The 24,636-nt window shown below is 44.6% G+C and carries 24 protein-coding genes; 14 read left to right on the forward strand and 10 right to left on the reverse strand.

Annotation, left to right across the window (positions count from 1 at the left end; genetic code table 11):
* Window positions 1-233: 233 nt before the first annotated feature.
* Both ACXACS_RS14860 and ACXACS_RS14865 read left to right on the forward strand, forming a co-directional pair.
* Window positions 234-905 carry a DUF4097 family beta strand repeat-containing protein gene (locus ACXACS_RS14860; RefSeq protein WP_474807716.1) on the forward strand — a complete coding sequence of 224 codons (672 nt, stop codon included), beginning with the start codon at window positions 234-236 and terminating at the stop codon, window positions 903-905.
* Between the two features lie 41 nt (window positions 906-946).
* Window positions 947-1,519 carry a sugar O-acetyltransferase gene (locus ACXACS_RS14865; protein WP_474807717.1) on the forward strand — a complete coding sequence of 191 codons (573 nt, stop codon included), beginning with the start codon at window positions 947-949 and terminating at the stop codon, window positions 1,517-1,519.
* A gap of 312 nt (window positions 1,520-1,831) precedes the next feature.
* On the opposite strand, the gene dkgB is transcribed toward ACXACS_RS14865, so the two are convergent.
* The 6 genes from dkgB to ACXACS_RS14895 form a co-directional block, all read right to left on the reverse strand.
* Window positions 1,832-2,635, reverse strand: coding sequence for a 2,5-didehydrogluconate reductase DkgB (gene dkgB / locus ACXACS_RS14870; RefSeq protein WP_474807719.1), 804 nt, complete (start codon window positions 2,633-2,635; stop codon window positions 1,832-1,834).
* Window positions 2,636-2,861: 226 nt separating this feature from the next.
* Window positions 2,862-3,758, reverse strand: coding sequence for a 23S rRNA pseudouridine(2605) synthase RluB (rluB, locus tag ACXACS_RS14875; RefSeq protein ID WP_136781075.1), 897 nt, complete (start codon window positions 3,756-3,758; stop codon window positions 2,862-2,864).
* A 40-nt stretch (window positions 3,759-3,798) separates the two neighbouring features.
* Window positions 3,799-4,392, reverse strand: coding sequence for an SMC-Scp complex subunit ScpB (scpB, locus tag ACXACS_RS14880; protein WP_474807721.1), 594 nt, complete (start codon window positions 4,390-4,392; stop codon window positions 3,799-3,801).
* Window positions 4,379-5,242 carry a segregation and condensation protein A gene (locus ACXACS_RS14885; protein WP_474807723.1) on the reverse strand — a complete coding sequence of 288 codons (864 nt, stop codon included), beginning with the start codon at window positions 5,240-5,242 and terminating at the stop codon, window positions 4,379-4,381. The genes scpB and ACXACS_RS14885 overlap by 14 nt, the downstream gene beginning before the upstream one ends.
* 223 nt (window positions 5,243-5,465) lie before the next feature.
* Window positions 5,466-6,086 (reverse strand): L-threonylcarbamoyladenylate synthase, encoded by a 621-nt coding sequence (locus ACXACS_RS14890; protein ID WP_474807725.1) that lies wholly within the window; start codon window positions 6,084-6,086, stop codon window positions 5,466-5,468.
* Window positions 6,087-6,302: 216 nt separating this feature from the next.
* Complete coding sequence (locus ACXACS_RS14895; protein WP_474807727.1) at window positions 6,303-7,160, reverse strand: PHP domain-containing protein; 858 nt, start codon at window positions 7,158-7,160, stop codon at window positions 6,303-6,305.
* Between the two features lie 278 nt (window positions 7,161-7,438).
* Between ACXACS_RS14895 and ACXACS_RS14900 the strand changes: the two genes are divergently transcribed.
* The 7 genes from ACXACS_RS14900 to ACXACS_RS14930 are packed head-to-tail and all read left to right on the forward strand — an operon-like array spanning window position 7,439 to window position 14,545.
* A complete protein-coding gene (locus tag ACXACS_RS14900) occupies window positions 7,439-9,175 on the forward strand; it encodes an anthranilate synthase component 1 (RefSeq protein WP_474807729.1) in 1,737 nt (578 codons plus the stop codon).
* Complete coding sequence (locus tag ACXACS_RS14905) at window positions 9,172-9,804, forward strand: aminodeoxychorismate/anthranilate synthase component II (RefSeq protein WP_474807731.1); 633 nt, start codon at window positions 9,172-9,174, stop codon at window positions 9,802-9,804. Before ACXACS_RS14900 ends, ACXACS_RS14905 begins: the two co-directional genes overlap by 4 nt.
* The gene (trpD, locus tag ACXACS_RS14910; protein WP_474807733.1) at window positions 9,797-10,828 is read left to right on the forward strand and encodes an anthranilate phosphoribosyltransferase; all 1,032 of its coding nucleotides are present in this window, start codon (window positions 9,797-9,799) and stop codon (window positions 10,826-10,828) included. Before ACXACS_RS14905 ends, trpD begins: the two co-directional genes overlap by 8 nt.
* Window positions 10,821-12,230: a bifunctional indole-3-glycerol-phosphate synthase TrpC/phosphoribosylanthranilate isomerase TrpF gene (gene trpCF / locus ACXACS_RS14915; RefSeq protein ID WP_474807735.1), complete on the forward strand. Its 1,410-nt coding sequence runs from the start codon at window positions 10,821-10,823 to the stop codon at window positions 12,228-12,230. Before trpD ends, trpCF begins: the two co-directional genes overlap by 8 nt.
* Before the next feature lie 20 nt (window positions 12,231-12,250).
* Complete coding sequence (gene trpB / locus ACXACS_RS14920; protein ID WP_474807737.1) at window positions 12,251-13,432, forward strand: tryptophan synthase subunit beta; 1,182 nt, start codon at window positions 12,251-12,253, stop codon at window positions 13,430-13,432.
* Window positions 13,432-14,241: a tryptophan synthase subunit alpha gene (gene trpA / locus ACXACS_RS14925; RefSeq protein WP_474807739.1), complete on the forward strand. Its 810-nt coding sequence runs from the start codon at window positions 13,432-13,434 to the stop codon at window positions 14,239-14,241. Before trpB ends, trpA begins: the two co-directional genes overlap by 1 nt.
* Before the next feature lie 4 nt (window positions 14,242-14,245).
* Window positions 14,246-14,545: a YciI family protein gene (locus ACXACS_RS14930; RefSeq protein WP_474807741.1), complete on the forward strand. Its 300-nt coding sequence runs from the start codon at window positions 14,246-14,248 to the stop codon at window positions 14,543-14,545.
* 326 nt (window positions 14,546-14,871) lie between these two features.
* Here the strand turns inward: ACXACS_RS14930 and ACXACS_RS14935 are convergent, their stop codons facing one another.
* Window positions 14,872-15,336: a pyridoxamine 5'-phosphate oxidase family protein gene (locus ACXACS_RS14935; RefSeq protein ID WP_474807742.1), complete on the reverse strand. Its 465-nt coding sequence runs from the start codon at window positions 15,334-15,336 to the stop codon at window positions 14,872-14,874.
* A gap of 726 nt (window positions 15,337-16,062) precedes the next feature.
* Between ACXACS_RS14935 and ACXACS_RS14940 the strand changes: the two genes are divergently transcribed.
* From ACXACS_RS14940 to ACXACS_RS14950, 3 genes are read left to right on the forward strand one after another with little or no spacing between them, the layout of a single operon-like run.
* Window positions 16,063-16,332 (forward strand): PepSY domain-containing protein, encoded by a 270-nt coding sequence (locus ACXACS_RS14940; protein ID WP_474807744.1) that lies wholly within the window; start codon window positions 16,063-16,065, stop codon window positions 16,330-16,332.
* A gap of 1 nt (window position 16,333) precedes the next feature.
* Entirely contained in the window at window positions 16,334-17,008 is a 675-nt protein-coding gene (locus tag ACXACS_RS14945) for a response regulator transcription factor (protein WP_474807746.1), read from the forward strand.
* Window positions 17,005-18,336, forward strand: coding sequence for an ATP-binding protein (locus ACXACS_RS14950; RefSeq protein ID WP_474807748.1), 1,332 nt, complete (start codon window positions 17,005-17,007; stop codon window positions 18,334-18,336). Before ACXACS_RS14945 ends, ACXACS_RS14950 begins: the two co-directional genes overlap by 4 nt.
* Before the next feature lie 329 nt (window positions 18,337-18,665).
* Here the strand turns inward: ACXACS_RS14950 and ACXACS_RS14955 are convergent, their stop codons facing one another.
* A complete protein-coding gene (locus tag ACXACS_RS14955) occupies window positions 18,666-19,706 on the reverse strand; it encodes an AI-2E family transporter (protein ID WP_474807750.1) in 1,041 nt (346 codons plus the stop codon).
* A 73-nt stretch (window positions 19,707-19,779) separates the two neighbouring features.
* Here ACXACS_RS14955 and folX point away from each other — a divergent pair, with 73 nt between their 5' ends.
* Entirely contained in the window at window positions 19,780-20,148 is a 369-nt protein-coding gene (gene folX / locus ACXACS_RS14960; protein WP_474807752.1) for a dihydroneopterin triphosphate 2'-epimerase, read from the forward strand.
* A 22-nt stretch (window positions 20,149-20,170) separates the two neighbouring features.
* Window positions 20,171-21,067, forward strand: coding sequence for a TIGR01777 family oxidoreductase (locus ACXACS_RS14965; protein ID WP_474807754.1), 897 nt, complete (start codon window positions 20,171-20,173; stop codon window positions 21,065-21,067).
* A 338-nt stretch (window positions 21,068-21,405) separates the two neighbouring features.
* On the opposite strand, the gene ACXACS_RS14970 is transcribed toward ACXACS_RS14965, so the two are convergent.
* The gene (locus ACXACS_RS14970) at window positions 21,406-23,928 is read right to left on the reverse strand and encodes an ABC transporter permease (protein WP_474807756.1); all 2,523 of its coding nucleotides are present in this window, start codon (window positions 23,926-23,928) and stop codon (window positions 21,406-21,408) included.
* Window positions 23,929-24,627, reverse strand: a complete 699-nt coding sequence (locus ACXACS_RS14975) for an ABC transporter ATP-binding protein (protein WP_474807758.1) — start codon at window positions 24,625-24,627, stop codon at window positions 23,929-23,931.
* Window positions 24,628-24,636: the final 9 nt, after the last annotated feature.

The following is a 24,636-nucleotide window of genomic DNA, read 5'->3' on the forward strand; positions in this document are numbered from 1 at the left end:
GTAAAAGTTATAAAACTTGGCATCACGCCACTACGCTCGCTCTCCCTTTTCACAAAAACGCATTAACCTTATGATTTAATTAACTTTTAAAGAATGGCACGATACGTGATAAAGCTGATTTAGAAAATAAAGGTGATAAACACATAACACGTCATATCAAAATTTGTGTTTAGTACCAACATCATTAAAGCGTGCTATCTAAAGTATATAAAAACCATTAAGGATATAAGAATATGAAAAAGTCGATAATTGCCAGTGCTGCTATGTTGCTCTCCGCCACTCTACTAAGTGGCTGCGTTATCCATGTCGGCAACGCAAACGCTTTGGAAGGCAGTGATTTCAGTTCAATTCTGGGTAATATCGACATTGCCGAAGGAAAGCATGCTGGGGATATATCTTCTGTAAACGGCAATGTGGAAATTAGCGATAACGCTGGCGCAGATGAAGTCAGCATTGTTAACGGTAATCTTGAAATGGGTAGCCATGTGACTGTCCGAAATATTGATATTGTAAATGGTGATGTAAGCGCAGATACGAATCTGAGTGTGGTTAAGGGGATAGAAACGGTAAATGGAAATGTTACGCTTCCTACACAAAGCATGATTGGCGCTAGCGTTGAAACTGTAAACGGTGATATCACCGTTGTTGATACAACCATTGAGAAACACATCAAAACATTAAATGGTGATATCACATTGACGGGTTCATCCCATGTTGCGGGTGACATTGTGTATAAAGAAAGTGAAAGCTCTTGGGGTAAAAAGTCGAATAACATACCCACGCTATCAATTAGTGGCTCTGTTACTGTAGATGGCAACATCATTTTACATCGCCCTGTAAATTTAGATATTGAGAGCGATGAACTAAAGCAAAAAGTCATTGTAAGCTACGGCGGTCCAAAGTAACGTAGCCGCTTTAACAACAAGGCTTGATGTTTCGGAAATACATGACTGAACATGAAAAAATGCTTGCTGGCGATTTATATTACCCGTCAGACAAAACCTTAACGGCGTTGCGTAAGCAATGCCGTATTCAATTAGACGAGCTTAATGCAACTTGTCAAAGTGACCACAAAAAGCGTACTAGATTGCTAAAACAATTGTTTGGCAGCACAGGAAAAAGACTATACATCGAGTCTTCGTTTAAATGCGATTACGGCGAAAATATCCACGTTGGCGAAAACTTTTATGCCAATTTTAATTGTGTCATTTTGGATGCGGCAAAGGTGAGCATTGGTGACAACTGTATGATTGCGCCTCAAGTAGGGCTTTATACAGCCACCCACCCTATAGACCCCGCGCAAAGAGCAACAGGTATAGAGTTCGCTAAGCCTATTACACTTGGCAATAACTGCTGGATTGGTGGAATGGCGGTGATAAACCCTGGTGTGACATTGGGTGATAATGTGGTTGTGGCTTCTGGCGCGGTGGTAACCAAATCTTTTGGAGATAACCTAGTCATAGGCGGTAACCCAGCCAAAGTAATCAAAGAGATTGAACCCGTCGCTCAAAGTGTTTAACGATTTAGTCGATGGCTTTATGAATGGAAGCTTTTATGAATGCAAGCTTTATATATTAAGCTTATGTAGACGGCATTTTTTTGAGAAAAGCTTTTCTGAAAAAGGCCTTTTTCAACGAACTCACCATTCGCTCTAAGCACTGAATCGATTGTATTTGCTGAAATAAGAAGTATTAAAAGGCCGCGGATGTAACCAATAAAGCGGCCTTAAATTGATGTCGAATACAACGAAAAAAAACAAGGCTAGTAAACTTACGCTAGCCTTATTCACCGTATTATATACACCCTAACAAAATGCTAGCTTTGTTAAGCCTTAATCCCAGCTGGGCGCAAAATCGGGGTTAACAATACGTTCGCCATTATCCAGGTCGTCAATAAGAACAAGCTCTTCTTCACTAAGTTTAACACCACCATAAGCTAAATTTTCCGCTAGGTGTAATTCACTGGTTGATGAAGGAATCGCGTAAATGTGACGTTTTTCCATCCACGCCAATACCACTTGCGCCGGCGTAGCATTATGGTCTTGAGCAATGTTTAAAAGCGTTTCGTCTTTCATTACTTTTCCCACAGCAAACGGCATGTACGCGGTAGCTCTAATGCCTTTTTCCTTGCCAGCTTCCACTACTTTTTTGTTTTGCATGAAAGGATGTATTTCAATTTGATTGGTGTACATTTCGCCTTCACCTAAAATTTCTTCAGCCTTGTTTAGCAAATCGATAGTGAAATTAGATACCCCTATATGACGCGTAAGTCCTAGCTCTTTCGCCTTGGCAAGATTGCCTAAGTAACTCTCTAGTGAAATATCATTTCCTGGATACGGCCAATGAATGAGAAGTAAATCTACATACTCTAGCTTCAGCTTTTCTAAGCTTTCGTGAACACTTGGGATAAAGTGATCGTCGCCCAAGGATTCATGCCACACTTTGGTGGTAACAAATAGCTCGCTCCTATCTAGCCCGCTGGTTTTTATAGCATCGCCAACTTCAGCTTCGTTATCATAGATCTGTGCGGTATCAATATGCCTAAACCCTACTTTTAGGGCTTTACTTACTGATTCACGGGCCTCGTCACCTTTTAAACGAAACGTTCCCATTCCTAGTTGAGGCATGTCTTTCATAACAATCTCCTATTCCGTGTGCCTTTAACTACTTTGACGTAGCTGATTCGTAATTTCCTACGCCACGGTTTGAAAAGAAGATCGAAACGCGCTTAATGATTAATAGGGTTAATTAAACAACTCTGGTTGTTATTGGACTTGTGTTTAACACTGGTATAAAAAAGGCCGCTAGCGTCTGCTAGCGGCCTTGAGTACTCACTTAGATATAGTTAGATATAGTTAGATACTATTTACGTTTGCCAGGACGTCCAGCACGTTTATTCAAGCCTTGCTGCTTGCGCACCTTATGCTTTTTAACCGAGCGACGCATACGGCTTAAACGCGCGTGGTCAAGCTTACCCTGGCGTACATTAACCATAGTTTGCGTTTCATCCGGCAGTTGAACATGGCTACGAAGCGCGTTCACGTCTTCTAATCCTAGTTCTACCCACGCCCCTTGCGGTAGACGCTTTTGCAGTTCAATTGGGCCATATTTAACACGGATCAGGCGGCTAACCTGCACGCCTTGCGACTCCCAAAGACGACGCACTTCGCGGTTACGCCCTTCTTTCAACGTCACGTTATACCAACGGTTCATGCTTTCATCTTCAGCATGCTGCGGCGTAGGCGCACCTGAAATTGTCAAAAACTTTGCTTCGCCGTCTTCCAGCTCTACACCTTTTTGAAGGGTATGTAGCGTTTTTCCTGTTACCTCACCGAATACACGTACTGCGTATTCGCGCTCTACTTCACATTTTGGGTGCATTAGGCGGTTTGCCAATTCACCATCGTTGGTGAATAACAGCAGGCCACTGGTGTTCATGTCTAGACGACCCACTGTGATCCAGCGCCCTAGTCGAATAGCGGGTAGGCGGTCAAATACCGTATCGCGCCCTTCAGGGTCGTGACGGCTACACAATTCACCTTCGGGTTTGTTGTACATCAACACACGGCAAATTGGCTGTTCTGTCTGGCGAGATAACAAATGACCATCCACACGAATTTGCGCAGTATGATCGACTCTATCTCCTAATGTTGCTTTGGTGCCATCGACCGATACTCGGCCTTCTTCAATCCAACGTTCCATTTCTCGTCGCGAGCCTAGCCCTTGGTTAGCCAGTACTTTTTGCAACTTTTCAGTCATGGGTTTTCACTCTTTAATTGCTTGTTTACGGTCGCACGGTCTATTCTGACGGTGCCTCATTTAACACCTTAAGCGGCGAGTCTGACGCAACGCTTTCTGCCATGTTTTCGAAAACGTCAGCATTGGGCAAATCGCTCAACGACGTCATCGAAAAATAGTCTAAGAAACCTTTGGTAGTTGCATAAAGCGCTGGTCGCCCAGGCACTTCTTTGTGGCCTACTACCTTTACCCAGTCTCGTTCTGTGAGTGTCTTTATAATATTACTACTTACCGCCACGCCCCTTACCTGCTCTATTTCTCCGCGGGTTATAGGTTGACGATAGGCAATGAGTGCCAAGGTTTCGAGCATTGCTCTAGAATACTTTGGCGCATTTTCCTGCCACAATTTACTTAACCACGGGCTTAACGCATCTAACGACTGAAAGCGATAGCCACTTGCTACTTCCACCAGTTGAATGCCTCTTGGCTGATAGTCTAACTTTAGCTCGTTAATCACCTTACTCAAGGTTCTATCAGCGACGGTAAACTCATTGAGTACCGTTTCTTTTAAATGCTGCTTTGAAATAGGTTTATCAGCAACAAATATTGCTGCCTCTACCAATTGTTTAAGCTGCGCCGTGTTAATTTTCTTCATGGGCACCTAATTTTACATGAATTTTTGCATAAGGACCTGCCTGAATGCATAAAATTAGCTGTTCTTTTACTAATTCTAAAATTGCTAAGAAGCAAACCACTACACCAGCTTTACCTTCTTCAACCGTAAATAGGTGTTCAAGCGGCGTATATTCTGTTGTTGTGAGTAACGATAAGATGAGCGACATACGCTCTCGCGTACTCAGTGCTTCCCGCGCAATGGTATGGTGTTCAAACGCTTCAGCGCGCTTCATGGCCGCACTGAACGCTAATACAATTTCGGCTAAAGACACGTCGGGCTCAATGCGAATTGGCGCCACACTCTCACTTAGTTCAACGTGAGTGGTGAAAATATCCCGTTCAAGTCTAGGCTGAATATCTAAATCTTCTGCCGCTTGCTTTACTAGCTCGTATTCTTTTAATCGGCGAATGAGCTCTGCGCGAGGGTCTTCTTCTTCGTCGGAATCATCACTGCGTTTAGGTAGTAGAAGCCTGGACTTAATTTCTGCCAATATGGCTGCCATCAACAAGTACTCTGCCGCTAGTTCTAATTTTAGCGACATCATGGCATCCACATATTCCATATACTGCTTGGTAACATCAGCGATGGGCAGTGTGGTGATATCAAACTTTTGTTTTCTAATTAGATAAAGCAGTAAGTCGAGTGGCCCTTCGAAGGTTTCTAGTATGACTTCTAGCGCATCTGGGGGAATGAAAAGATCTTCAGGTTTTTTAATTAGCGCTTCGCCATTAATAAACGCAAGTGGCAACGGTTGCTGAACAGGTGTCGCAAGCCCCTTTTTACCGGAGGCCTCGTTATCGTTATTATTTTCTTCAACAAGCTCTGACACAGTTCCACAACCGTTTTTACGCGCTAACAAAGCGGCGATTATTGATATTATTATTTACGCGTTCATGCTAGGACCCATCGAACATTGTTATACATCAACGCACGACAGGCCTTAGAAATTTAGCTTACGGTCCCTACTATAACTTTCACCTGCAACAAGCAAAAGAAGCTATTTAAAATAAGCTATTTACAGCAATCTGTTCGAAAAAACAGTAAAACGAAAGTTACTCAAAGGGAGACGGTTCGCCCGTGCCATGTCGCACAATTACCGGCGTGTCTTCCGACAAATCAACCACGGTAGTGGGCTGCTCTCCAATGTAACCACCGTGAATAATAAGCCCTACTTGCTTTTCTAAGTTGTCGCGAATGACATCCGGGTCTGATTCGGCCATGGTGTTACCTGGCAAAATCAAAGACGTAGACATCAACGGTTCGCCCAGCTCCTCCAATAATGCAAGTGCAATAGCGTTGTCGGGTACGCGAATACCTATGGTTTTACGTTTAGGGTTTTGCAAACGCTTTGGTACTTCGCGGGTCGCTTTCAACACAAAGGTGTAACGCCCAGGTGTGTTGTTCTTAATTTGTCTGAACGCCGTGTTGTCAACTTTTGCGTAAATTGATAGCTCAGACATGTCTCGACACATTAAGGTAAAGTTGTGGTCTTTATCGATTTGACGAATACGACACAATTGCTCAAGCGCCTTTTTGTCTTCCATTTGGCAACCTATGGCGTAGCCTGAGTCTGTCGGATACACCACCACTGCCCCCTCTCGAATTAACTCACAAGCCTGACTGATTAGGCGTTTTTGCGGGTTGTCGGGGTGCACATAGAAAAATTGACTCATAATTACTTCCTTTTCTTAAACGCGCAGATTGATACTACCACTTTGCCAACGGGGTAAGTGACTGTCCACTTATTAAGCTTGTTGGTTAAATTCGCTTTTGGGCTTTTTACTAACCGACTCTCAGCATTTTAATTAGCAATAGCTCGCATCAACTGCACGTGAACCATTTGCCTTACGTCATCCATTTATACCGTGAGCGTAGCAAATTAGATTTTCCTAGCTTTCAGCCATCTGCCCTTCAAACTGCTGCCAATTATGCCACACCGGCGTGAGCTTACTACTAATGCCCAAGTTTTTACCTAATTCAGTCCAGCGAGAAGGGAAATGAAAATCAGAGCCCGCTGATGCTAACAATTGATGGGTTTGTGCAAGCTCATTAATAAGCTCTTGCTTTGTTTTATTGATGCCAGGAAACGCGGTTTCAATAGCATCACCACCCGCTTGTTCAAAAAGGGCAACTAAGCGCCTAAGCCATTTGGCTGTCATGTCATAATGGGCTGGGTGAGCCAATACAGCTTGGCCGCCTGCATCGTGGATCCACTCAATAGCCGTTTCAATGCTTGGCCACTCAGCTTTTACTGCCGCGCGTTTACCCTTGCCCAGATACTTTTTAAACGCGGCGTCCATACTGGGCACACCGTAATTGTTTACCAATACCCGTGCAAAGTGAGCTCGTGTTACCTGGCCAACGCCCGCTAGCGCTTTTGCACGCGCTAAAACACCTTCAAACCCGCACTTTTCAAGCTTACTGGCAATTTTTTCAGCCCGAGCTTCACGAGTTTCCGATTGACCTTGTAGCCTTTCAAGAAATGTTGCGCAGTGTCTGTCCACATTCAATCCAACAATATGGATATCGAAACTATGCCAAGTGGTGGAAATTTCAACACCATCAATGATGGTTAATGCACGTTTTTGCTTGGCTTGAGTAGCGTGTGCTTCTTCCAAACCGGCTACGGTATCGTGGTCGGTAACGGCAAGCGCATCCACCTGCATGGTGTGCGCGCGAAGGATTAATTCTTCTGGCGTTAAGTGGCCATCAGAGAATTTTGTGTGGCTATGTAGATCTATTTTCAATGTCTTATGCAAATTTTAGGTTGACACAAAGGGCAATTTGTTTTCTTCTATACACACAAAGTATACGTACTAACAGCTTCAAATCCTATTGAAGTTTGAAAAAACAACGAGTAATTCATGCATTCATACGACATTTCGACAGCAACGACAGTTGCAGCTTGGTGGTGGCACTCCCTAACTTAACGGGCGGTGTGCACAGTAGTGCGTGAATGAAAACACATAAAGGCCCGTTTATACGGGCCTTTTTTTTATCTTTTTGCAGTTGGAGAGTAGCAAAAATGAGTTTAGCGGAACTGGGGACGTCCCCAGGTAAGGTAGAGACAATTGAGCAAGTGGGGCACTACGTAGACGACCCACTTGCCGCGTTTGCCCACCTATGTGGAAGTAAAAGCAACGCGCTGCTTTTAGAGTCAGCAGAAATTGATTCAAAAGACGATTTACAAAGCTTATTAATGGTCGATGCAGCCCTGCGCATGGAATGCCGAGGCAATCGTGTTGAAGTAAAAGCTCTAACAGGCAACGGCGCTTCAGTACTGCCTTTGTTTGCCTCTCATGCCCCCGACGGCTTGCGAGTTAAAGAAAGGACAGACACTTCAATTACGCTAGTGTGTGATGAAGCCGACGGCGAGCTTGACGAAGACAGCCGCTTAAAGGCCGCAAGCGTAATGGACGCGCTTCGCATTGTTATCAATAAAATAACGCCTATCCGCCAACATCCCCACGCGGTTTTCTTAGGCGGTGTATTTGCCTACGACATGCTTGCAGGCTTTGAAAAGTTACCTCATGTTGCAGAAGGTGAAAATGACTGTCCAGACTTTGTGTTTTACTTGGCAGAAACTTTAATTACCGTTGACCACCAAACCCGCGAGACACATTTAATTGGCAGTGTTTTTAGCGGACAAGACGTTGCCCAGCATTACTTTGCCATTGCTCAGCGCTTAGAAGCAATTCATCAGCAGCTACACGACATGCCCGCTGAGCCTGTGCTAGTAGGTGCAAATACAGCAAAGATTGCTGATGTAGGAAGTGAAGCACAAAGCGGACAGTCACTCGTTTCCGACTCAGAAAACTCAAACGAAACTCAAAACGGACAGTCACTTTCTTCTTTTGCCCCAAGCGTCGAAGTGAGTGTTGATTTAAGTGATGAACAGTTTTGCAACCATGTGCTGGACTTAAAACAGCACATTTTAGCCGGCGACATTTTTCAGGTTGTGCCCTCGCGCACATTCTCTCTCCCCTGCCCGTCGCCGCTACTTGCTTACGCTAAACTTAAAGAATCAAACCCAAGCCCTTACATGTTTTACATGCAAGATGCCGCTTTCAGCATATTTGGTGCCTCTCCTGAATCAGCGCTTAAATACGAAAGAGAAAGTAATCAGGTAGAGATTTACCCGATTGCGGGTACCCGTCCGCGCGGCAAGCGCCCTGATGGCAGTATCGACAGAGATTTAGACAGCCGTATTGAACTTAATCTTCGCGAAGACACCAAAGAAAAGTCTGAGCACATTATGCTGGTTGACCTTGCTCGTAATGATGTTGCAAAGGTGAGTCGTCCAGGCACGCGCTATGTGAAAGACTTGCTAAAAGTTGACCGTTACTCTCACGTGATGCACTTGGTGTCGCGCGTGGTTGGCCAGCTACGTGACGACTTAGACCCACTGCACGCTTATCAAGCCTGCATGAACATGGGCACTCTAGTTGGCGCACCAAAAGTAAGCGCAGCGACGTTAATTCGCGAAGTTGAGAAAAAACGCCGCGGCAGTTATGGCGGCGCGGTTGGCTACTTAAATGGTCAAGGCGATATGGACACCTGTATAGTCATTCGCTCAGCGTTTGTGAAAAATGGCACGGCTTATATTCAAGCGGGTGCAGGCGTAGTATATGACTCGGTTCCACAAGCTGAAGCTGATGAAACCCGCGCTAAGGCACAAGCGGTAATTGGTGCAGTAAAAGCAGCGCTACAAGAAGAAGCTGAAAGTATCAACGTTGCATTAAATGAAGGAGGCAACGCATGAATCAGCAAGTGACCACCCTATTTTTGCTCGACAATGTAGACTCGTTTACCTACAACCTTGTGGACGAACTGCGCACCTTAAATCTAGACATTAAGGTGTATCGCAACACGGTTTCAGCAAATGCTCTGTTTGAAAGAATGCAGGAACAAGCAACGAAAGGCCCTGTGCTTCTTATGCTGTCGCCAGGTCCAGGGGCACCCAGTGAAGCGGGCTGTATGCCTGAGCTACTTAAAAAGGTACACGGCGTGTTCCCCGTTATTGGAATTTGCTTAGGACACCAAGCCATTGTTGAGCATTACGGCGGCACCGTAGGTCGCGCCAGCCAAGTTATGCACGGTAAGTCATCAGCAATCACCCATTCTGAAGACGCTATGTTTAAAGACTTACAGCAGCCTTTACACGTAGCACGATACCACTCGTTAGTGGCACATACATTGCCTGAAAACCTTACTGTGTGCGCATCTACCGTGAACGACGACGGAAGCGAAGCCGTAATGGCAGTTTACAATAGCGAAAATCGCATGTTGGGTTTTCAGTTTCACCCAGAATCTATTTTAACAGCCCACGGCAGTTTGCTGTTAAAGCAAAGTATTGACTATTTAACGTTACAGGGAGCGAACCATGCTTAACGCAGGCCCTCTACTAGAACAAATTATGCTGCGCGAATCACTGTCGCAAACCGAAGCATACAGCTTGTTTAACAGCATCATGCACGGTGAGCAAAGCGAGGTGATGATTGCTTCAGTGCTGACTGCGCTGAAAATGAAAAAAGAATCACCCAGCGAAATTGCGGGTGCAGCGAGTGCCATGGTTGCAAATGCACTGCCCTTTCCCTCACCCTCTTATGAGTTTGCCGACATTGTGGGTACAGGAGGAGACGGCCACAACACCATTAATATTTCCAGCGCTGCCGGCGTCGTTGCCGCATCTTGTGGCGTGAAGGTGGCCAAACACGGTAACCGAAGCGTATCGAGCAAATCTGGATCAGCCGATTTGTTTCGCCAATTTGGGCTTAACTTAGAGATAAGCCCAGAAACTTCCCGCAAGTGCTTAGATGAAGCAAATTTCACATTTCTTTTTGCGCCGGTTTATCACGCGGGCATGCGCCACGCAGCCCCCGTCCGCGCTGCGATGAAGACCAGAACCCTGTTCAATATACTTGGGCCACTGGCAAACCCGGCGGGTCCAACTCATGGCGTTTTCGGCGTATACTCTCCCGAACTGCTTGAACCTTATGCAAAAACCCTTATGCTGCTTGGCCAACATCGCGCAATGATAGTGCACGGCGACGGCTTAGATGAACTAGCACTTCACGGCGAATCAATAATTTACGACCTTGAGCATGGCGATATTCGCAAGCTTACCGTTACCGCTGAAGACTTCGGTTTGCCTCATTACCCACTTTCTGCGATTGAAGGTGGCGAGCCTGAAGAAAACAGACAGTTTGTTGAGGCAGCGCTAAACGGCGAAGGTAAAGAGGCACATCGCGCTGCTATCGCTATGAACTGCGGAGCATTGTTGAAAGTAACCGGTAAAGCCTCAACCTTTAAAGAAGGGGCCGAAATGGCGATGAATGCGATGGCCGAAGGGTTGCCGATGCAGTTGTTAACGAAAGTTGCCAAAATTACTCAGGAGGTAAGCACGAATGGCTAATGTGCTTGAGAAAATTGTTGCAGACAAACGCGAAGAGGTGGCTGCACGCAAAGAGGCGCTGCCGCTAGAAAGCTTTAAAGCGAATCTAGTTCCGTCCCAAAAGAGTTTATTTGCAGCGCTAAGTGAGCCAAACGCAGGCTTTATTTTCGAATGCAAAAAAGCATCACCGTCAAAAGGCCTTATTCGAGAGCATTTTGATTTAGACGAGATCTTAGCGGCATACACACCCTATGCGGCGGGTATTTCTGTATTAACAGACGAGAAGTACTTCCAAGGTAAATTTGAGTACTTAGCTTATGTTACTGAGCGTGTTGCTCAGCCTGTGCTTAACAAAGACTTTTTTGTTGATACTTACCAAGTGTATTTAGCCCGTCACTACAATGCTGATGCCGTGCTATTAATGCTTAGTGTGCTAGATGATGATGAATATCGCGAATTGGAAAGCGTTGCTAATGCTCTGTCATTAGACATTCTTACCGAAGTAAGTAATGAAGAAGAAATGGAGCGCGCTATTGCCCTTGAAGCCAACATCATTGGTATCAATAATCGCAACTTACGCGACCTTTCTACCGATTTAGCCACAACCGAACGCCTTGTGCCCATGCTTGAAAGAGCCACCCACGACTACGTGGTTATTTCAGAGTCGGGCATATACACACACCAAGATGTACTTCGTTTAGCACCTATATCTCAAGGCTTTTTAGTGGGCAGTGCGCTAATGGCCGAAGCTGACCTACCGCGCGCAGTAAAAACGTTGGTAAATGGTGCAGTTAAAGTGTGTGGACTTACCAGCCCCGAACAAGCACAAATGGCGTTTGATAAGGGCGCAAGTTTCGGTGGGCTTATCTTTGCTGAAAAATCGCCACGCTGCGTGAGTGAAGAACAGGCTTTGAATATAGCTCAAAGCGTTAATGGCGCTTTTGTTGGCGTGTTCGTTAATCACGACATTGATGACGTTGCTTCTCTTGCTGATTCACTCAATTTGTTTGCCGTTCAGCTACACGGTAGTGAAGACGAAAGCTATATTTCCACGCTTGCAGACAAACTACCAGAAGGTTGTGAGATTTGGAAAGTCGAAGGCGTTAAAGCAACTTCTTCTGGCGCCCTACCAGAAACAGTGGACAGACACTTAAATAACAGCCTTATCAGCCGCGTTCTTTTGGATTGCCAAGTAGGCGATGCAAAAGGCGGTACAGGCGAAGCCTTCAACTGGCAGTTATTAAACGATATCGAAGCGAAGCATAAGTTAGTGCTTGCTGGCGGTATTAACGCCCAGAACGTTGCAGATGCTATTGCAACCGGCAGTGGTGCTATTGATGTTAATTCAGGTGTAGAAACCGCACCCGGCGTGAAAAGCGAAGAAAAACTCGACGCGCTTTTTGCCATTTGCCGCCGTTACTAATTTAAATACAGGACAACGTAATGAACCAGTTAGATACAAAATTTGGCGAATTTGGTGGCATGTACGTGCCCGAGCTACTTATTCCAGCGCTAGACCAATTGGAAAAAGCATTTTTGGATGCTAAAGACGACCCAGCCTTCAACGAAGAGTTTTTATCTTTATTAAAAGACTATGCTGGTCGCCCAACGTCAATGACGTTGACTCGCAACCTTGTGAGTAACCCAAAGGTAAAATTATACCTAAAGCGTGAAGACCTACTTCACGGTGGTGCTCACAAAACTAACCAGGTATTAGGTCAAGCGCTACTTACTAAGCGCATGGGTAAAAAAGAAGTTATCGCCGAAACTGGTGCAGGTCAGCACGGTGTAGCAACTGCGTTAGCATGTGCGTTGCTTGGCCTAAAAGCACGTATTTATATGGGTGCAAAAGACGTTGAACGTCAAGCACCAAACGTGTTCCGTATGAAGCTTATGGGCGCAGAGGTAATTCCTGTAAACGCGGGCTCTGGTACCCTTAAAGATGCCGTAAACGAAGCTATGCGCGACTGGTCAGCAAACTATGATAAAGCGCACTATTTGTTAGGTACAGCCGCGGGCCCACACCCGTTCCCGACTATTGTTCGTGAATATCACCGCATGATTGGCGAAGAAACTCGTGCACAAATTATGGAAAAAGAAGGCCGCTTGCCTGATGCCGTAGTGGCATGTGTAGGTGGAGGCTCAAATGCCATTGGTATGTTTGCAGACTTCATTGATGAGCCTTCTGTACGTTTAGTGGGCGTCGAGCCTGCGGGCAAAGGCGTGCACACCAAAGAGCACGGTGCAACTATCGTTACGGGCACAAAAGGTATTCTTCACGGCGCTTACACTTTTATCATGCAAGACCAAGAAGGCCAGATTGAAGAAAGCTACTCAGTATCAGCTGGTCTCGACTACCCTGCTGTTGGCCCTCAGCATGCTTATCTTCATGACATTGGTCGAGCAGAATACGTAGCTGCCACTGACGAGGAAGCGCTGAACGCTTTCCAATTGCTGGCAAGAAAGGAAGGAATTATTCCTGCCCTTGAATCGTCCCATGCTCTAGCGCATGCCCTTAACATGGCCGACGAAGCGGAAGAAGAAACCATCATCGTAGTTAACTTATCAGGTCGTGGCGACAAAGATTTAGCGCACGTTATCAACATTTTAGGGGACGATTTATAATGGATAGATATGCACAAATGTTTGCCGGCCTTGATGAAAAGAACCAAGGCGCTTTCGTACCTTTCGTAATGGTGGGTGACCCCGATTTAGCGCAATCTGAGGCTATTATTTGTAAGTTAATAGAAAGCGGAGCGGACGCACTTGAGTTAGGTATACCTTACTCTGACCCTATCGCTGATGGCCCGACTATCCAAGCGTCGGCAATTCGCGCTCTAGAGAGCAAAGTGACAGTATCAGATTGTTTGGGCGTAATTTCGCGAGTTCGCGCAAAATACCCAGAGGTGCCTATCGGCTTGCTACTTTATAGCAACTTGGTAATGGCCCAGGGTATCGAGAACTTTTACAACAAGGCGCAGGATGCAGGCGTTGACTCAATTTTGGTTGCCGACGTGCCAATTCGCGAGGCGGCACCTTTCCAGAAGGCAGCGGAAGCAACGGGCATTTCACAAATTCTGATTGCACCGCCGAATGCTACCGATGAAACCATGGAAAAAATCGGGGAATACTCAAAAGGCTATACATACCTGTTAGGCCGTGCGGGCGTTACTGGCGCAGAAACTGCGGCAAATGTTCCTGCTTCAGAGCTTATTGAGCGCTTGAATAAACATAATGCAGCACCAGCATTGTTAGGCTTTGGTATTTCTACACCGGAACAGGTTAAATCTGCTATTGACGCTGGAGCTGCTGGCGCAATCTCTGGTTCGGCAACAGTAAATATCATTGCTGCTAATTTATCGGACAGTCACAAAATGCTAAGCGAACTTGGTAGCTTTGTTGAGAGCATGAAAGCCGCTACGGCAAAAGGATAAACGTATGCTATATATGATTTGCGCAACCGATGTAGTGGACAGTCTAGAAAAACGCCTAGCGGCTCGACCTGCTCACCTTGAACGTCTGAATGCATTGAAAGATGCGGGCCGTTTAATAATGGCTGGCCCTTTCCCTGCGGTAGATAGCCCAGATCCTGGCCCAGCCGGATTCACTGGTTCGCTAGTAGTAGCAGAGTTTGATTCACTTGAAGCTGCTCAAGCATGGGCAGACGCTGATCCGTATATTGAAGCGGGTGTTTATGAAAGTGTTGTGGTTAAACCTTACAAAAAAGTTTTGCCTTAGTTTTTAGCTAAACGCTATACAGTAAATAGCTATAAATAACGAAAGCCCCTTGAGACCGAATTGCTTTGGTTTTAAGGGGCTTTTTTGTTGCTTTAACAGTAATGAAGCTAACTTTGGACAGACACTTATTTACTGCACTAACTTTGAAACTAAAGTGGACACACACTCGTAACTGCTTAACAAGCTTTTCATTGTTGATAATGGACAGTCACTTAATTATCAGCCAACAATCGCAATAAACAATCCCTTGTGGACAGACACTCGCTCCTTTGAGTAAGTGTCCCACGCCTCAAAGCTTAGTCATACAATTGGTCCATAATGCTGTGTTAAAGCTCGACTTTTTCATGTTCTCCCATCTCTTCTGGCTTCACCGTTTTTCCCGTCATCATTTTGAACATGCCTTTGAGTGAAGGGTCTGCATCCCACACTTCCGCATCTATAAGCTCAAAGCGAAGCATTAATAGTGAAGGATCCTCTTTACCTTTTTCAAACCATGCTTCTACAGGTTTAGACCAATATTTATCAATCACCTCTTTACGTGATTCAACGGTGAGATTGCCTCGAATGCACGCAAACACATCGTGCCCCTTCGATGCAAAGTGAACCATTGCTTTACCACCTTTCGCGATGCGGTTGTCGCGACTCGTGTAGAACCAAAACTCGCCATCAGCTTCTTTATCAAGTTGAGCATACATTGGCTCAGCATGCATGTCCTCACCGACCAGACTTACCATTACCTTTGGGCTATCTGACATCGCTTTCCACATCGATTTCTTAATATTGCTAGACATTGTTCCTCCTTGTTGAACATAAAGTGTCTGTCCAGTGCCCTGCTATTTAAGCAGGTGAACAAACACATTATTTCAAGCTTTTGGTTTACCTGAAGTCTATGACTCGCACGTGGCATGCCAAATAAATAGAAACTAACCTATTTTTTACTAAAAAATTACTACGAGATTGGGTCGCTTTCATCTGACGCTAGGTAAGTACGGGTTCGGACAGACACTCACTAATCAATTTCATCTCTAAAAAGTTTGAATGAAGATGATGGACAGTCACCCAAAAAGTATAATGAGCGCCTCTGCTCTAACTGAAGACAAATACAGTGGACAGACACTTTTTCAAAGCCAAAGTAAAGATTACTCAATATCCTCAAACGCAAATAACCTCCTCACTTTTGGCAATGGTGGCACCTACAAACAGTTTTTTAACCAACTATGGACAGACACTCTCAGTGCAACCCTGCCACTTATTCACATTCGTAATTAAAGTGTCTGTCCATGCGTGTACTTTACTTCCTTATTTTGGACTGCTGTTCACTCTGCTAATTAACTTTCTTTGTGTCTGTCCACATCATGCCCTACTCTTCAGCCTGTTTTGTAAATGCAATTTACTTAAGGCTTATATACAGTTTTCAATCCGCGAGGTAGACTAAAACTAGTTCAGAATGGGTTCAGTTAACCAAGTTTATACTTATCTTTAGTTTGGCCTTAGTGGGATAATAATTGTGAGGTTGTATGACATTATCGCTTCGTGTAGCAGTAGTTTGTTTAGTGTTAGCCACGTCTAGCATAGCGCCTGCTTTGGCGTTGCAAGGCTCTGGGAGCGATATATCAAAAAGCGAAGCTGCAGAACGAGCACGCACTGCCGCAAATGGACGCGTTTTAAAAGTTGAAAAAACCTCAAAAAATTACCGTGTTAAAGTCCTCAAGAAGTCGGGACGAGTAGTATCGGTAGATGTAGACAAACGTTCCGGCAAGGTAAAAACCAGCAAAGATAAGGACTAACATGCGTATTTTGGTAGCGGAAGACGACAGCAGATTATTAACTCAACTTGATGCACTGCTTCAACAAAATGGTTACAGCGTAGATTTAGCTGATAACGGCGAACACGCGCTTTATCTTATTAAAGAATATAGCTATGACTTGGCTATCGTCGACATTGGTATGCCAAAGCTTGATGGTTTTGAGGTTATAAGAAAAGCTCGCCAAGCTGACATTGCATGCCCCATACTCATTCTTACAGCGAGAGACCGTTGGCAAGAAAAGGTAGAAGGGCTTGATGCAGGTGCTGATGACTATCTCACAAAGCCTTTTCACAACGAAGAACTACTTGCTCGAACAAAAGCCCTCATTCGACGCGCTTCAGGTCAAGCAAACCCTACCATTCAGTTCGGCCCTATTTCGCTAGATACAGTAAGCGAAGAGCTATCCCTAAACGGTGAGGCCCTAGATTTAACCGCGTATGAATACAAAGTGATGGAGTACCTTATGCTTAATCCGCAAAAGGTCATCTCTAAAACGGAGTTAACCGAACATATTTACGATCAAGATTTCGATTTAGACAGCAATGTCATTGAAGTTTTTGTAGGAAGACTGCGCAAAAAATTAGACCCATCAGGTGAATTGAAGCCAATCGAAACACTTCGGGGTAGAGGTTACAGGATAAATAGAAGTCTATGAGGCAGTTGTCGCTTCGTTTGCGAAGTATTTTTCTAGCGATAGTTCTACTTGCACTTTTTGCACCTTTCACTGTTGTCATTTTGGACGAGGCTTATACCGATAGCCTTACACAAGCTAAGATGAGCGAACTTAGGTTGATGAACTTAGGGCTGTTATCTGCTTTTGAGTTAGACGGCGACATGCCTTATATGCCTGAAATTTTATACGAAGAACAGCTTAATCTGCCTGGCTCTGGCTATCTTGGCGTTATCGTATTTCGAGATGAAGTGATTTGGCAATCAGCTTCTGCCCTTGAGTATACCTTTTCTCCTCCCGCAATAGACGTCGCCGTAGGCAACGAGTTGTTCTTGGAGTCCTATACACCCGCATTTGAGGAAGAGTCCCAATTTTTTGTATATGCCTTTACTGCTGAGTTTGCATCAAGCAGAGATTTCGAGCCGGTAAGGTTTTATATATTCAATAACAAAGCACTGTTCGAAGCTGAGCGGAATACTTTCTTAAGCACAACGTGGCAATGGATAGTCACCCTCTGTATTGCTCTTTTAGTTTTTATTATCATAGGTATAAGCTTAGTTCTTCTACCTGTTAGAAAGCTAATTGACGAAATTTCACAAACGTCTAGCGGTAACAAGCGCGAGTTAGAATCGCGATACCCAGTCGAATTCGATTCTTTAAAAGAGTCTATTAATGGATTACTTCAAACTGAAGCAGCGCAAAGAGCCAGATACAAAAACAGCTTAGGTGACCTAGCACATAGCTTGAAAACACCACTTGCAGTAGCATCGGGGGCAAGTAATTTACCAACTGAGGTAAAGGAGTCGCTTCAGCAAATTGACAGAATTATTAAACGCCAGCTGAAAAGAGCGAGTGCAGGAAAGTCTGGTTGGCAACAAGCTATTGATGTTTTGCCAGTATTGCACAAACTTGCCGATGCTATGGACAAAGTTTATCAGGACAAGGCCCTAACCATTGAATTCGATATGGATGACAATATCCAGTTCAAAGGAGACGAAACAGATTTTATGGAGCTTTGCGGTAATCTGTTAGATAACGCATGCAAAGCGGCTCAAGATAGAATAGTTATATCTGCAGAAACAAGTGAAGGTTGGCTCACAATCAATGTTGAAGACGACGGGCCAGGTATTCCTGACGACAAAAAAGTACTTTTACTAGAGCGCGGAACTCGTCTTGATACTTACACCGAAGGCCACGGAATTGGAATGGCCTTAGCCACAGACCTAGTTTCAATCTACGAAGGTAGAATGCTTATCAAGGACAGCGCGCTTGGCGGCGCTCGTATCGTTATTCAATTTCCAAATCACGATTAGTGGTGTAAAAGCCCCAGGCTAACCCATAAATCAGTGAGCCTTTAATGATTAAAAGCGAGCCTAAAAGTGGACACACACTTTATTTTTCTCAAAGAGCCTGATATCGGGCAGACACTTTTTAAATTTATCGTTTAGCTATTCCGCATTAAGGTTGCTAAAAACATTTGAGTGTCTGTCCCTTTTATAGCTTTCTCTTTAAAGCTTTGTGGACCAGTAGCTTGTAACGGACAGTCACTTTCTTTAAAAAAGTGTCTGTCCTCTAAAGTACTTTGCACAAGTCCAAGCGAGTGTCTGTCCACTATCTATTGATGCACTATATCAACCCTGTTTTATGAAGTAGATTTTTCACCTTCACTTGATAACAACACCGCAAGCCACTTACTTTCTTCGCGAGATTCAAGCGCTATTTTTACTACCATGGTTAACGGTACCGATAGTAGCATTCCAACGGTGCCCAGTAACCAACCCCAAAATATCAATGATAGGAATACCACAAGTGTAGAGAGTCCCATGCCCTTACCCATCAATCTAGGCTCGACCATATTACCCATGATGGTATTTACAAGCACAAAACCGAGGGCAGCGAAGCCTGCTGAGGCGGGGCCAAGTTGAACAAATGCGATTAATACTGCTGGCACTGCCGCAATAATAGAACCTATGTTTGGTATAAAATTGAGCATGAAGGCCAAGACGGCCCATAACATGAAATGGTCTACCCCGAGCACGTAAAGCCAAACGCCGATTATCAAGCCTGTACCCAAACTAACCACAGTTTTTATCGCTAAATAGCTATTTACAGAACGTATAAATTTATCGATGTGCTTAAGCTTCATGCCAGGATCTGCAAGTGCAATATGGAAACGGCGAGGGATACTATCTGCCTCAAAAAGCATGAAAATAACAGTCAAGAGTATTAGGAATAAGTTAGAAAGCACTCCGCCCATTCCGCTTATAAAATTTGTAGCCACAGACATAGCCGTTGCTGGGTCAAGGTGAGAAGCGATCAGTTCTCTATTAATGTGAATGTTGAACTCAGCTAATTTAGATACAACCCAGGCAAATTCTGTATCAAGCTTACTTCTGTATTCTGGCAAGTTTTCTCTAAACTCGGTCATAGACTGGCCTACTAAGCCAGCTAAAAGAAAACCAAAAACAACGATAAGCAGTATAACAAATGTTATAGAGAGCCATTTAGGCACACCGAATTTCGAGGTCCAGCGTATTATTGGACTACACGCGATCGCTATAAAAATAGAGAGAAAAAACGGTACCATGATTGTGCTGGCGGCTTTAATTCCGGCCATCACTACCACTAAACACGCTAAAACGATAAGAATCTTTGCTGTTGGCGAGCGTAGTTCCATTGACATTGTGTGCTACATTCCTAACTGAAACGACAATACTTTACAACGACTTATAAACAACTACAAACAAGAGACTTCAATGAACTTTAATTTTGCCACTATTAAAATTAAAAACTTAAGACTACGCACATACATTGGCATCAATGAAGATGAGATAAAAAACAAGCAGGACGTTGTTGTTAACGTGAAAATTGATTATGACGCTGAAAAGGCGACAAACACCGACGATATGAGTGACGCGTTAAACTATAAAACGATTACCAAAGCAATTATTAAACTCGTCGAAGACAACCGTTTCTCCCTTTTAGAAAAGCTTACCGCAGATGTGTTAAGTATTGCGTCGGAACACTCTTCGGTACGCTTCGCCGAGGTTGAAGTTGATAAACCACACGCTCTTAGATTTTCTGATTCAGTGTCGCTGACGCTGTCTTGCAATAAGTCGGGATAGGTCATACCTCAAGGAGCCAACTGTGAACATTCTTTTGACTGGTGGTACGGGGCTGATTGGCGGTGAATTTATTCGCCAATATTCAGATAAGCACTCATTCACTGTGATTTCTCGCGATATTGAAAAGGCAAAGGATAAATTAGGTAATCGCGTTGATATTGTAGAAAGCATCGCTTCGATAAAAAACTTCGAGAACTTCGATGCTGTTATTAATTTAGCCGGTGAACCTATCGCCGACAAACGCTGGACAGACACTCAAAAGAAGAGGATTTGCGACAGCCGTTGGGATATTACTGCTGAATTAGTATCTAAAATAAACAGCTGTGAAACACCACCATCCGTTATCCTATCGGGTTCTGCAATTGGTTACTACGGCAGCCAAGGTGACAGGCTTGTTACCGAAGATACCTCTCCTCACCATGAGTTCACCCATGATTTATGCGCAAGATGGGAAGCTATTGCTCAAGGCGTAGATCAAACGAAAACTCGTGTGGTTACGCTTCGTACTGGCGTGGTGCTTACTGAGAAAGGCGGAGCGCTTGGCAAAATGGCACTACCTTTCAAGTTAGGGGCCGGAGGAACACTAGGTAGCGGAACTCAGTACTTGGCTTGGATCCACTTACAGGATATGGTTCGTGCTATCTCTTTTTTGTTAGAAGATAGTGCTTGTACCGGTGCGTTTAATTTAACCGCTCCAGAGCCTGTTACGAACAAGGTGTTTTCTAAAACTCTTGCGAAAGTGCTGGGTCGCCCTTGCCTCTTTAACGTACCTAGCTTCGTTATGAAAATAGCAATGGGCGAGTCATCAAAGATGATATTAGAAGGACAACGGGTCATTCCTAAAAAGCTCACTAACGCCGGATTCAGTTTTGAATTCCCTTCTATTGACGAGGCGCTAAGAGAAATATATCGCGCTTAGTTGAATTGCTGAAATTCGTTATTTACCTTGTGGACAGACACTTAATTGGTTAAACATATGTGTGTCCACATTTTTTGCGCAACATTATCGCTGGGCTTTCTGCTCAGTCACAAACCTCAAAAACTTCTATCTATTCTCAAATCAGAGCATTTCTCAAACTTTTAGCGAGACCACTCTTTTGTAATTAGCAAGTTTTGCTGTGAAATGCACAGTGGACACACACTCATTTCTAATGAGTGACTGTCCACTGCCCTCAACTTTAACGACACCTAACCAAGTGTCTGTCCGTTTTGTATTCGTTTTGTATTAACGCGCCTTTTAAATTAACGCAGGAATACCTAAACCATATTCCTTAGCATCTGACCAGTATTGAGTGTAAGCAGTCGATAGCAACCAAAAGCTCCTAATATGCCTACAACAATGGCTCCAACGCTTGGTGCTATAGCCCAGTACTCAGGATGCAAACTCGCTTCCATTTGAAAAACTGTGGTTTGCAGTAAGTACAGACTTAATTCGTTGGCCATTGCAGCCATAAAGCCTGCGACTACACCGATGATAACAAACTCAAAAATTACGCTTTTCCTTATTAAACCACACTTAGCACCAAGCGTGCGAAGTATGGCTATTTCTTGTTTACGTTCATCCATACTCGCCTGTACCTGAGCAATCAATACTAGACTTCCCGCCATCAAAACCAGTACCAAAATGAACTCAACGGCAACAGAAACCTGGTCCACAATCTCTCGAAGCTGGTTTATTCGAGCGTCAACATCAAACATTGTGATCGACGCAAACGGCTTTAATAGGTTCGTTAACTCAGCCTTCCTATCAGTGGGCAGATAAAAACTAGTGATATACGTTGGGCTGAACGCGGCCATCGCATCGGGGTGAATAACGAAAAAGAAATTGGGCTGCATGGTCTGCCAGTTAACGGTACGAATACTCGTTACTTTCGTTTCAACAATTTCGCTTCCCACGTTAAAAGTAAGCCTATCGCCCATTTCAATATTTAATCTTTCAGCAACACCTTCTTCAACAGAAACGGGGAACCATCCTTCGCTGTATTGTGTCTCCACATTTCCATGCCAATTCCCTTCAATAATCTCGTTTTCTTTTTGTAACGAATTACTCCACGTCAGGTTCGCTTCTCTACCTAGGCCTCTTCGGCCTTCTCGATTTGGCTCGTCTTCTTTAGAAACTTCAGTATTTACCCCTTCCCCATTTACCGAAACGAATCGCCCTCGGATAACAGGGTAAAACTCTTCGATGGTTACGCCATTGTCGGCGAAGTGTCTGTCCAACTCTGGCTGTATGTCCGGTGTAATATTTATTAAGAAGTAGTTTGGTATACCTTCGGGTAATTGCGAACGCCATTGCGAAACCATGTCATTTCGCATTACAAGCACTACTAGAAGCAGCATTATCGTGACTGAGAAGCTAATAAGCTGCACACTGTTGTCCATCGCACGGCGCTTGATACGAGCCCATGCCAACTGCCACGCCCCCATTCTGCCACTGCCCAGCTTGCGACCAATAGCAATCAGTATATACGTTGCTCCAAGTAGCCCCAGAACGAGCGCTGCACCTGACACGAATAAAATTGCGCTAATCTGGAGGTCGCGGCTGTACATCCACATTAATAAAAATATAGCGCCGCCAGAAGCCACAAACTGAATACTTCTGGAACGCAGATTCGCCGAGATATCTTTTCTCAATACGCGAAGCGGGGGCACAGAAAATAACTGTAATAGAGGATACAAAGAAAAGAGCAAAGCGCAGGTAGCACCCGTAGCAACGGCAATTAAAAGCGGACGCCAGTGCCAAACGTCAAGAGACACATCCACTCTATCAGCTACCAGAGAAACCACAATTTGCTGACCGATAAAACCAATAATGAGACCAATAAAAATACCAAGTGCGGTAATAAATAAAATTTGAAACAAGTACACTTTTCGGATTGTGCTGCTTGTTGCCCCCAAGGTCTTCATTATTGCCACGGGGTCAAAATGGCGCTGGGCATAACGCTGAGCAGCAACGGCAATTGAAACCGCCGCTAATACTATTGCTAACAAACTCGCTAGTAAAAAATAACGCTCAGCACTTGCGACAGAGCGCCCTATCGCAGACTCGTCATCTTCGACTGTCCGCCACGAGTGTAAGTCGTCATTTAATTGGGGCAATAACCAGGTGTTGAAACTTTCTATATCACCAGAATCACCGGCAAAAAAGCCCACATAACGAGCGCGGCTCCCTGGCCCGGTTATCGCGGTTTTTTCCAAGTCATCTAAATTAATCAGAGCGATAGGATCAGTATTAAATACGCTGAAGCCAGCATCTGGAATATCTACCAACACATGCGTTACGGTAAAAGTGCCATCGCCAATTTCGATATTATCGCCAATAGAAAGCCCTAAACTCTGGAAAAGCCGAGACTGTACCCAGGCTTCACCTGGCTGAGGCAATTCTGAAGTAGCACGCTTTTCACCGAAAGGCTGATTGGTGATATTGACTGTCCCTTTAAGGGGATAAGCGTTGTTCACTGCTCGCAAATCGACAAGCGACATCTCATCGCCTTTAAATACCATAGAGCGTGTCGCCACTTGCTTTGCAGTCGCGAGCCCTTCTTCTCGTGCTCGAGTTAACCAATCTTCGTTTATAGGATCGTCTGAGCGAAGCTGTGCATCTGCTGCAATAAACGCAGCAGAGCGAGACTTAAGTGCACCTTGCAAGCGCTCACTAAAAAGCGACAACGACAACACGGCTGCTACAGATAACACAATAGCCAGCAATATAATGGTAAGTTCGCCGCGCCTAGCCTCATGCTTGAAAAGCCGCCAACCTAAATTGAGAGACGTCGACATCTACACTGCCTCTCTATTGTCTACTGTGTTCGCGCCGGTTGTTTCAACAAGCTCTCCCGCATTCATGGTGAGTTGCCTATCACAATGTTCTGCAAGCTCATTATCGTGGGTAACAAGGACGAGAGTCGTGCCTTTTTCTCTGTTCATTTTAAAAAGAAGTGCTTCTATTTTTTCACTATTTTTAGCGTCTAGGTTACCGGTAGGCTCATCGGCGAAAAGTATTTTAGGTGAAGTGATAAAGGCACGCGCTATGGCAACACGCTGCTGCTCGCCTCCCGATAACTGGTTAGGGAAGTGATGCGCTCGATGCTTTAAACCAACCTGTTCAAGAATATCAAGAGCAAGCGTTTTTGGGTTATCAAGGCCTGCAATTTCTGCGGGCAACATAACGTTTTCAAGCGCTGTTAAGCTTTGAACTAACATAAAGCTTTGGAAGATAAAGCCCACTTTATTTCCTCTTAAAATAGCGCGCTCTTCTTCGTTCATGCTATGAAGTGCTTCGTTATCTAGAAGAATTTCTCCTTCTGTAACTTGATCGAGCCCAGCCAATAACCCCAAAAGGGTTGACTTACCTGAACCGGACGCGCCAATAATGGCAACGGACTCACCAGACTTGACTTCAAAAGAAATAGGACGAAGGATCTGCAGTGAACCTTCACTCGTATCCACTACTTTGGTTACAGCATTAGCTTTTATCATAAGAGGTCA

The organism is Alteromonas sp. AWM4_230 (assembly GCF_056158305.1).

Excerpts from the sequence above, each read along its gene's own strand:
- ACXACS_RS14950 (WP_474807748.1), top strand. The coding sequence starts at position 17,005 with ATGAGGCAGTTGTCGCTTCGTTTGCGAAGTATTTTTCTAGCGATAGTT.
- ACXACS_RS14935 (WP_474807742.1), bottom strand. The coding sequence starts at position 15,336 with ATGTCTAGCAATATTAAGAAATCGATGTGGAAAGCGATGTCAGATAGC.
- trpD (WP_474807733.1), top strand. The coding sequence starts at position 9,797 with ATGCTTAACGCAGGCCCTCTACTAGAACAAATTATGCTGCGCGAATCA.
- ACXACS_RS14900 (WP_474807729.1), top strand. The coding sequence starts at position 7,439 with ATGAGTTTAGCGGAACTGGGGACGTCCCCAGGTAAGGTAGAGACAATT.
- rluB (WP_136781075.1), bottom strand. The coding sequence starts at position 3,758 with ATGACTGAAAAGTTGCAAAAAGTACTGGCTAACCAAGGGCTAGGCTCG.
- ACXACS_RS14955 (WP_474807750.1), bottom strand. The coding sequence starts at position 19,706 with ATGTCAATGGAACTACGCTCGCCAACAGCAAAGATTCTTATCGTTTTA.
- trpB (WP_474807737.1), top strand. The coding sequence starts at position 12,251 with ATGAACCAGTTAGATACAAAATTTGGCGAATTTGGTGGCATGTACGTG.
- ACXACS_RS14945 (WP_474807746.1), top strand. The coding sequence starts at position 16,334 with ATGCGTATTTTGGTAGCGGAAGACGACAGCAGATTATTAACTCAACTT.
- ACXACS_RS14890 (WP_474807725.1), bottom strand. The coding sequence starts at position 6,086 with ATGAGTCAATTTTTCTATGTGCACCCCGACAACCCGCAAAAACGCCTA.
- scpB (WP_474807721.1), bottom strand. The coding sequence starts at position 4,392 with ATGAAGAAAATTAACACGGCGCAGCTTAAACAATTGGTAGAGGCAGCA.
- ACXACS_RS14865 (WP_474807717.1), top strand. The coding sequence starts at position 947 with ATGACTGAACATGAAAAAATGCTTGCTGGCGATTTATATTACCCGTCA.
- trpCF (WP_474807735.1), top strand. The coding sequence starts at position 10,821 with ATGGCTAATGTGCTTGAGAAAATTGTTGCAGACAAACGCGAAGAGGTG.
- ACXACS_RS14975 (WP_474807758.1), bottom strand. The coding sequence starts at position 24,627 with ATGATAAAAGCTAATGCTGTAACCAAAGTAGTGGATACGAGTGAAGGT.
- ACXACS_RS14930 (WP_474807741.1), top strand. The coding sequence starts at position 14,246 with ATGCTATATATGATTTGCGCAACCGATGTAGTGGACAGTCTAGAAAAA.
- ACXACS_RS14970 (WP_474807756.1), bottom strand. The coding sequence starts at position 23,928 with ATGTCGACGTCTCTCAATTTAGGTTGGCGGCTTTTCAAGCATGAGGCT.
- trpA (WP_474807739.1), top strand. The coding sequence starts at position 13,432 with ATGGATAGATATGCACAAATGTTTGCCGGCCTTGATGAAAAGAACCAA.
- ACXACS_RS14940 (WP_474807744.1), top strand. The coding sequence starts at position 16,063 with ATGACATTATCGCTTCGTGTAGCAGTAGTTTGTTTAGTGTTAGCCACG.
- dkgB (WP_474807719.1), bottom strand. The coding sequence starts at position 2,635 with ATGAAAGACATGCCTCAACTAGGAATGGGAACGTTTCGTTTAAAAGGT.
- folX (WP_474807752.1), top strand. The coding sequence starts at position 19,780 with ATGAACTTTAATTTTGCCACTATTAAAATTAAAAACTTAAGACTACGC.
- ACXACS_RS14860 (WP_474807716.1), top strand. The coding sequence starts at position 234 with ATGAAAAAGTCGATAATTGCCAGTGCTGCTATGTTGCTCTCCGCCACT.
- ACXACS_RS14905 (WP_474807731.1), top strand. The coding sequence starts at position 9,172 with ATGAATCAGCAAGTGACCACCCTATTTTTGCTCGACAATGTAGACTCG.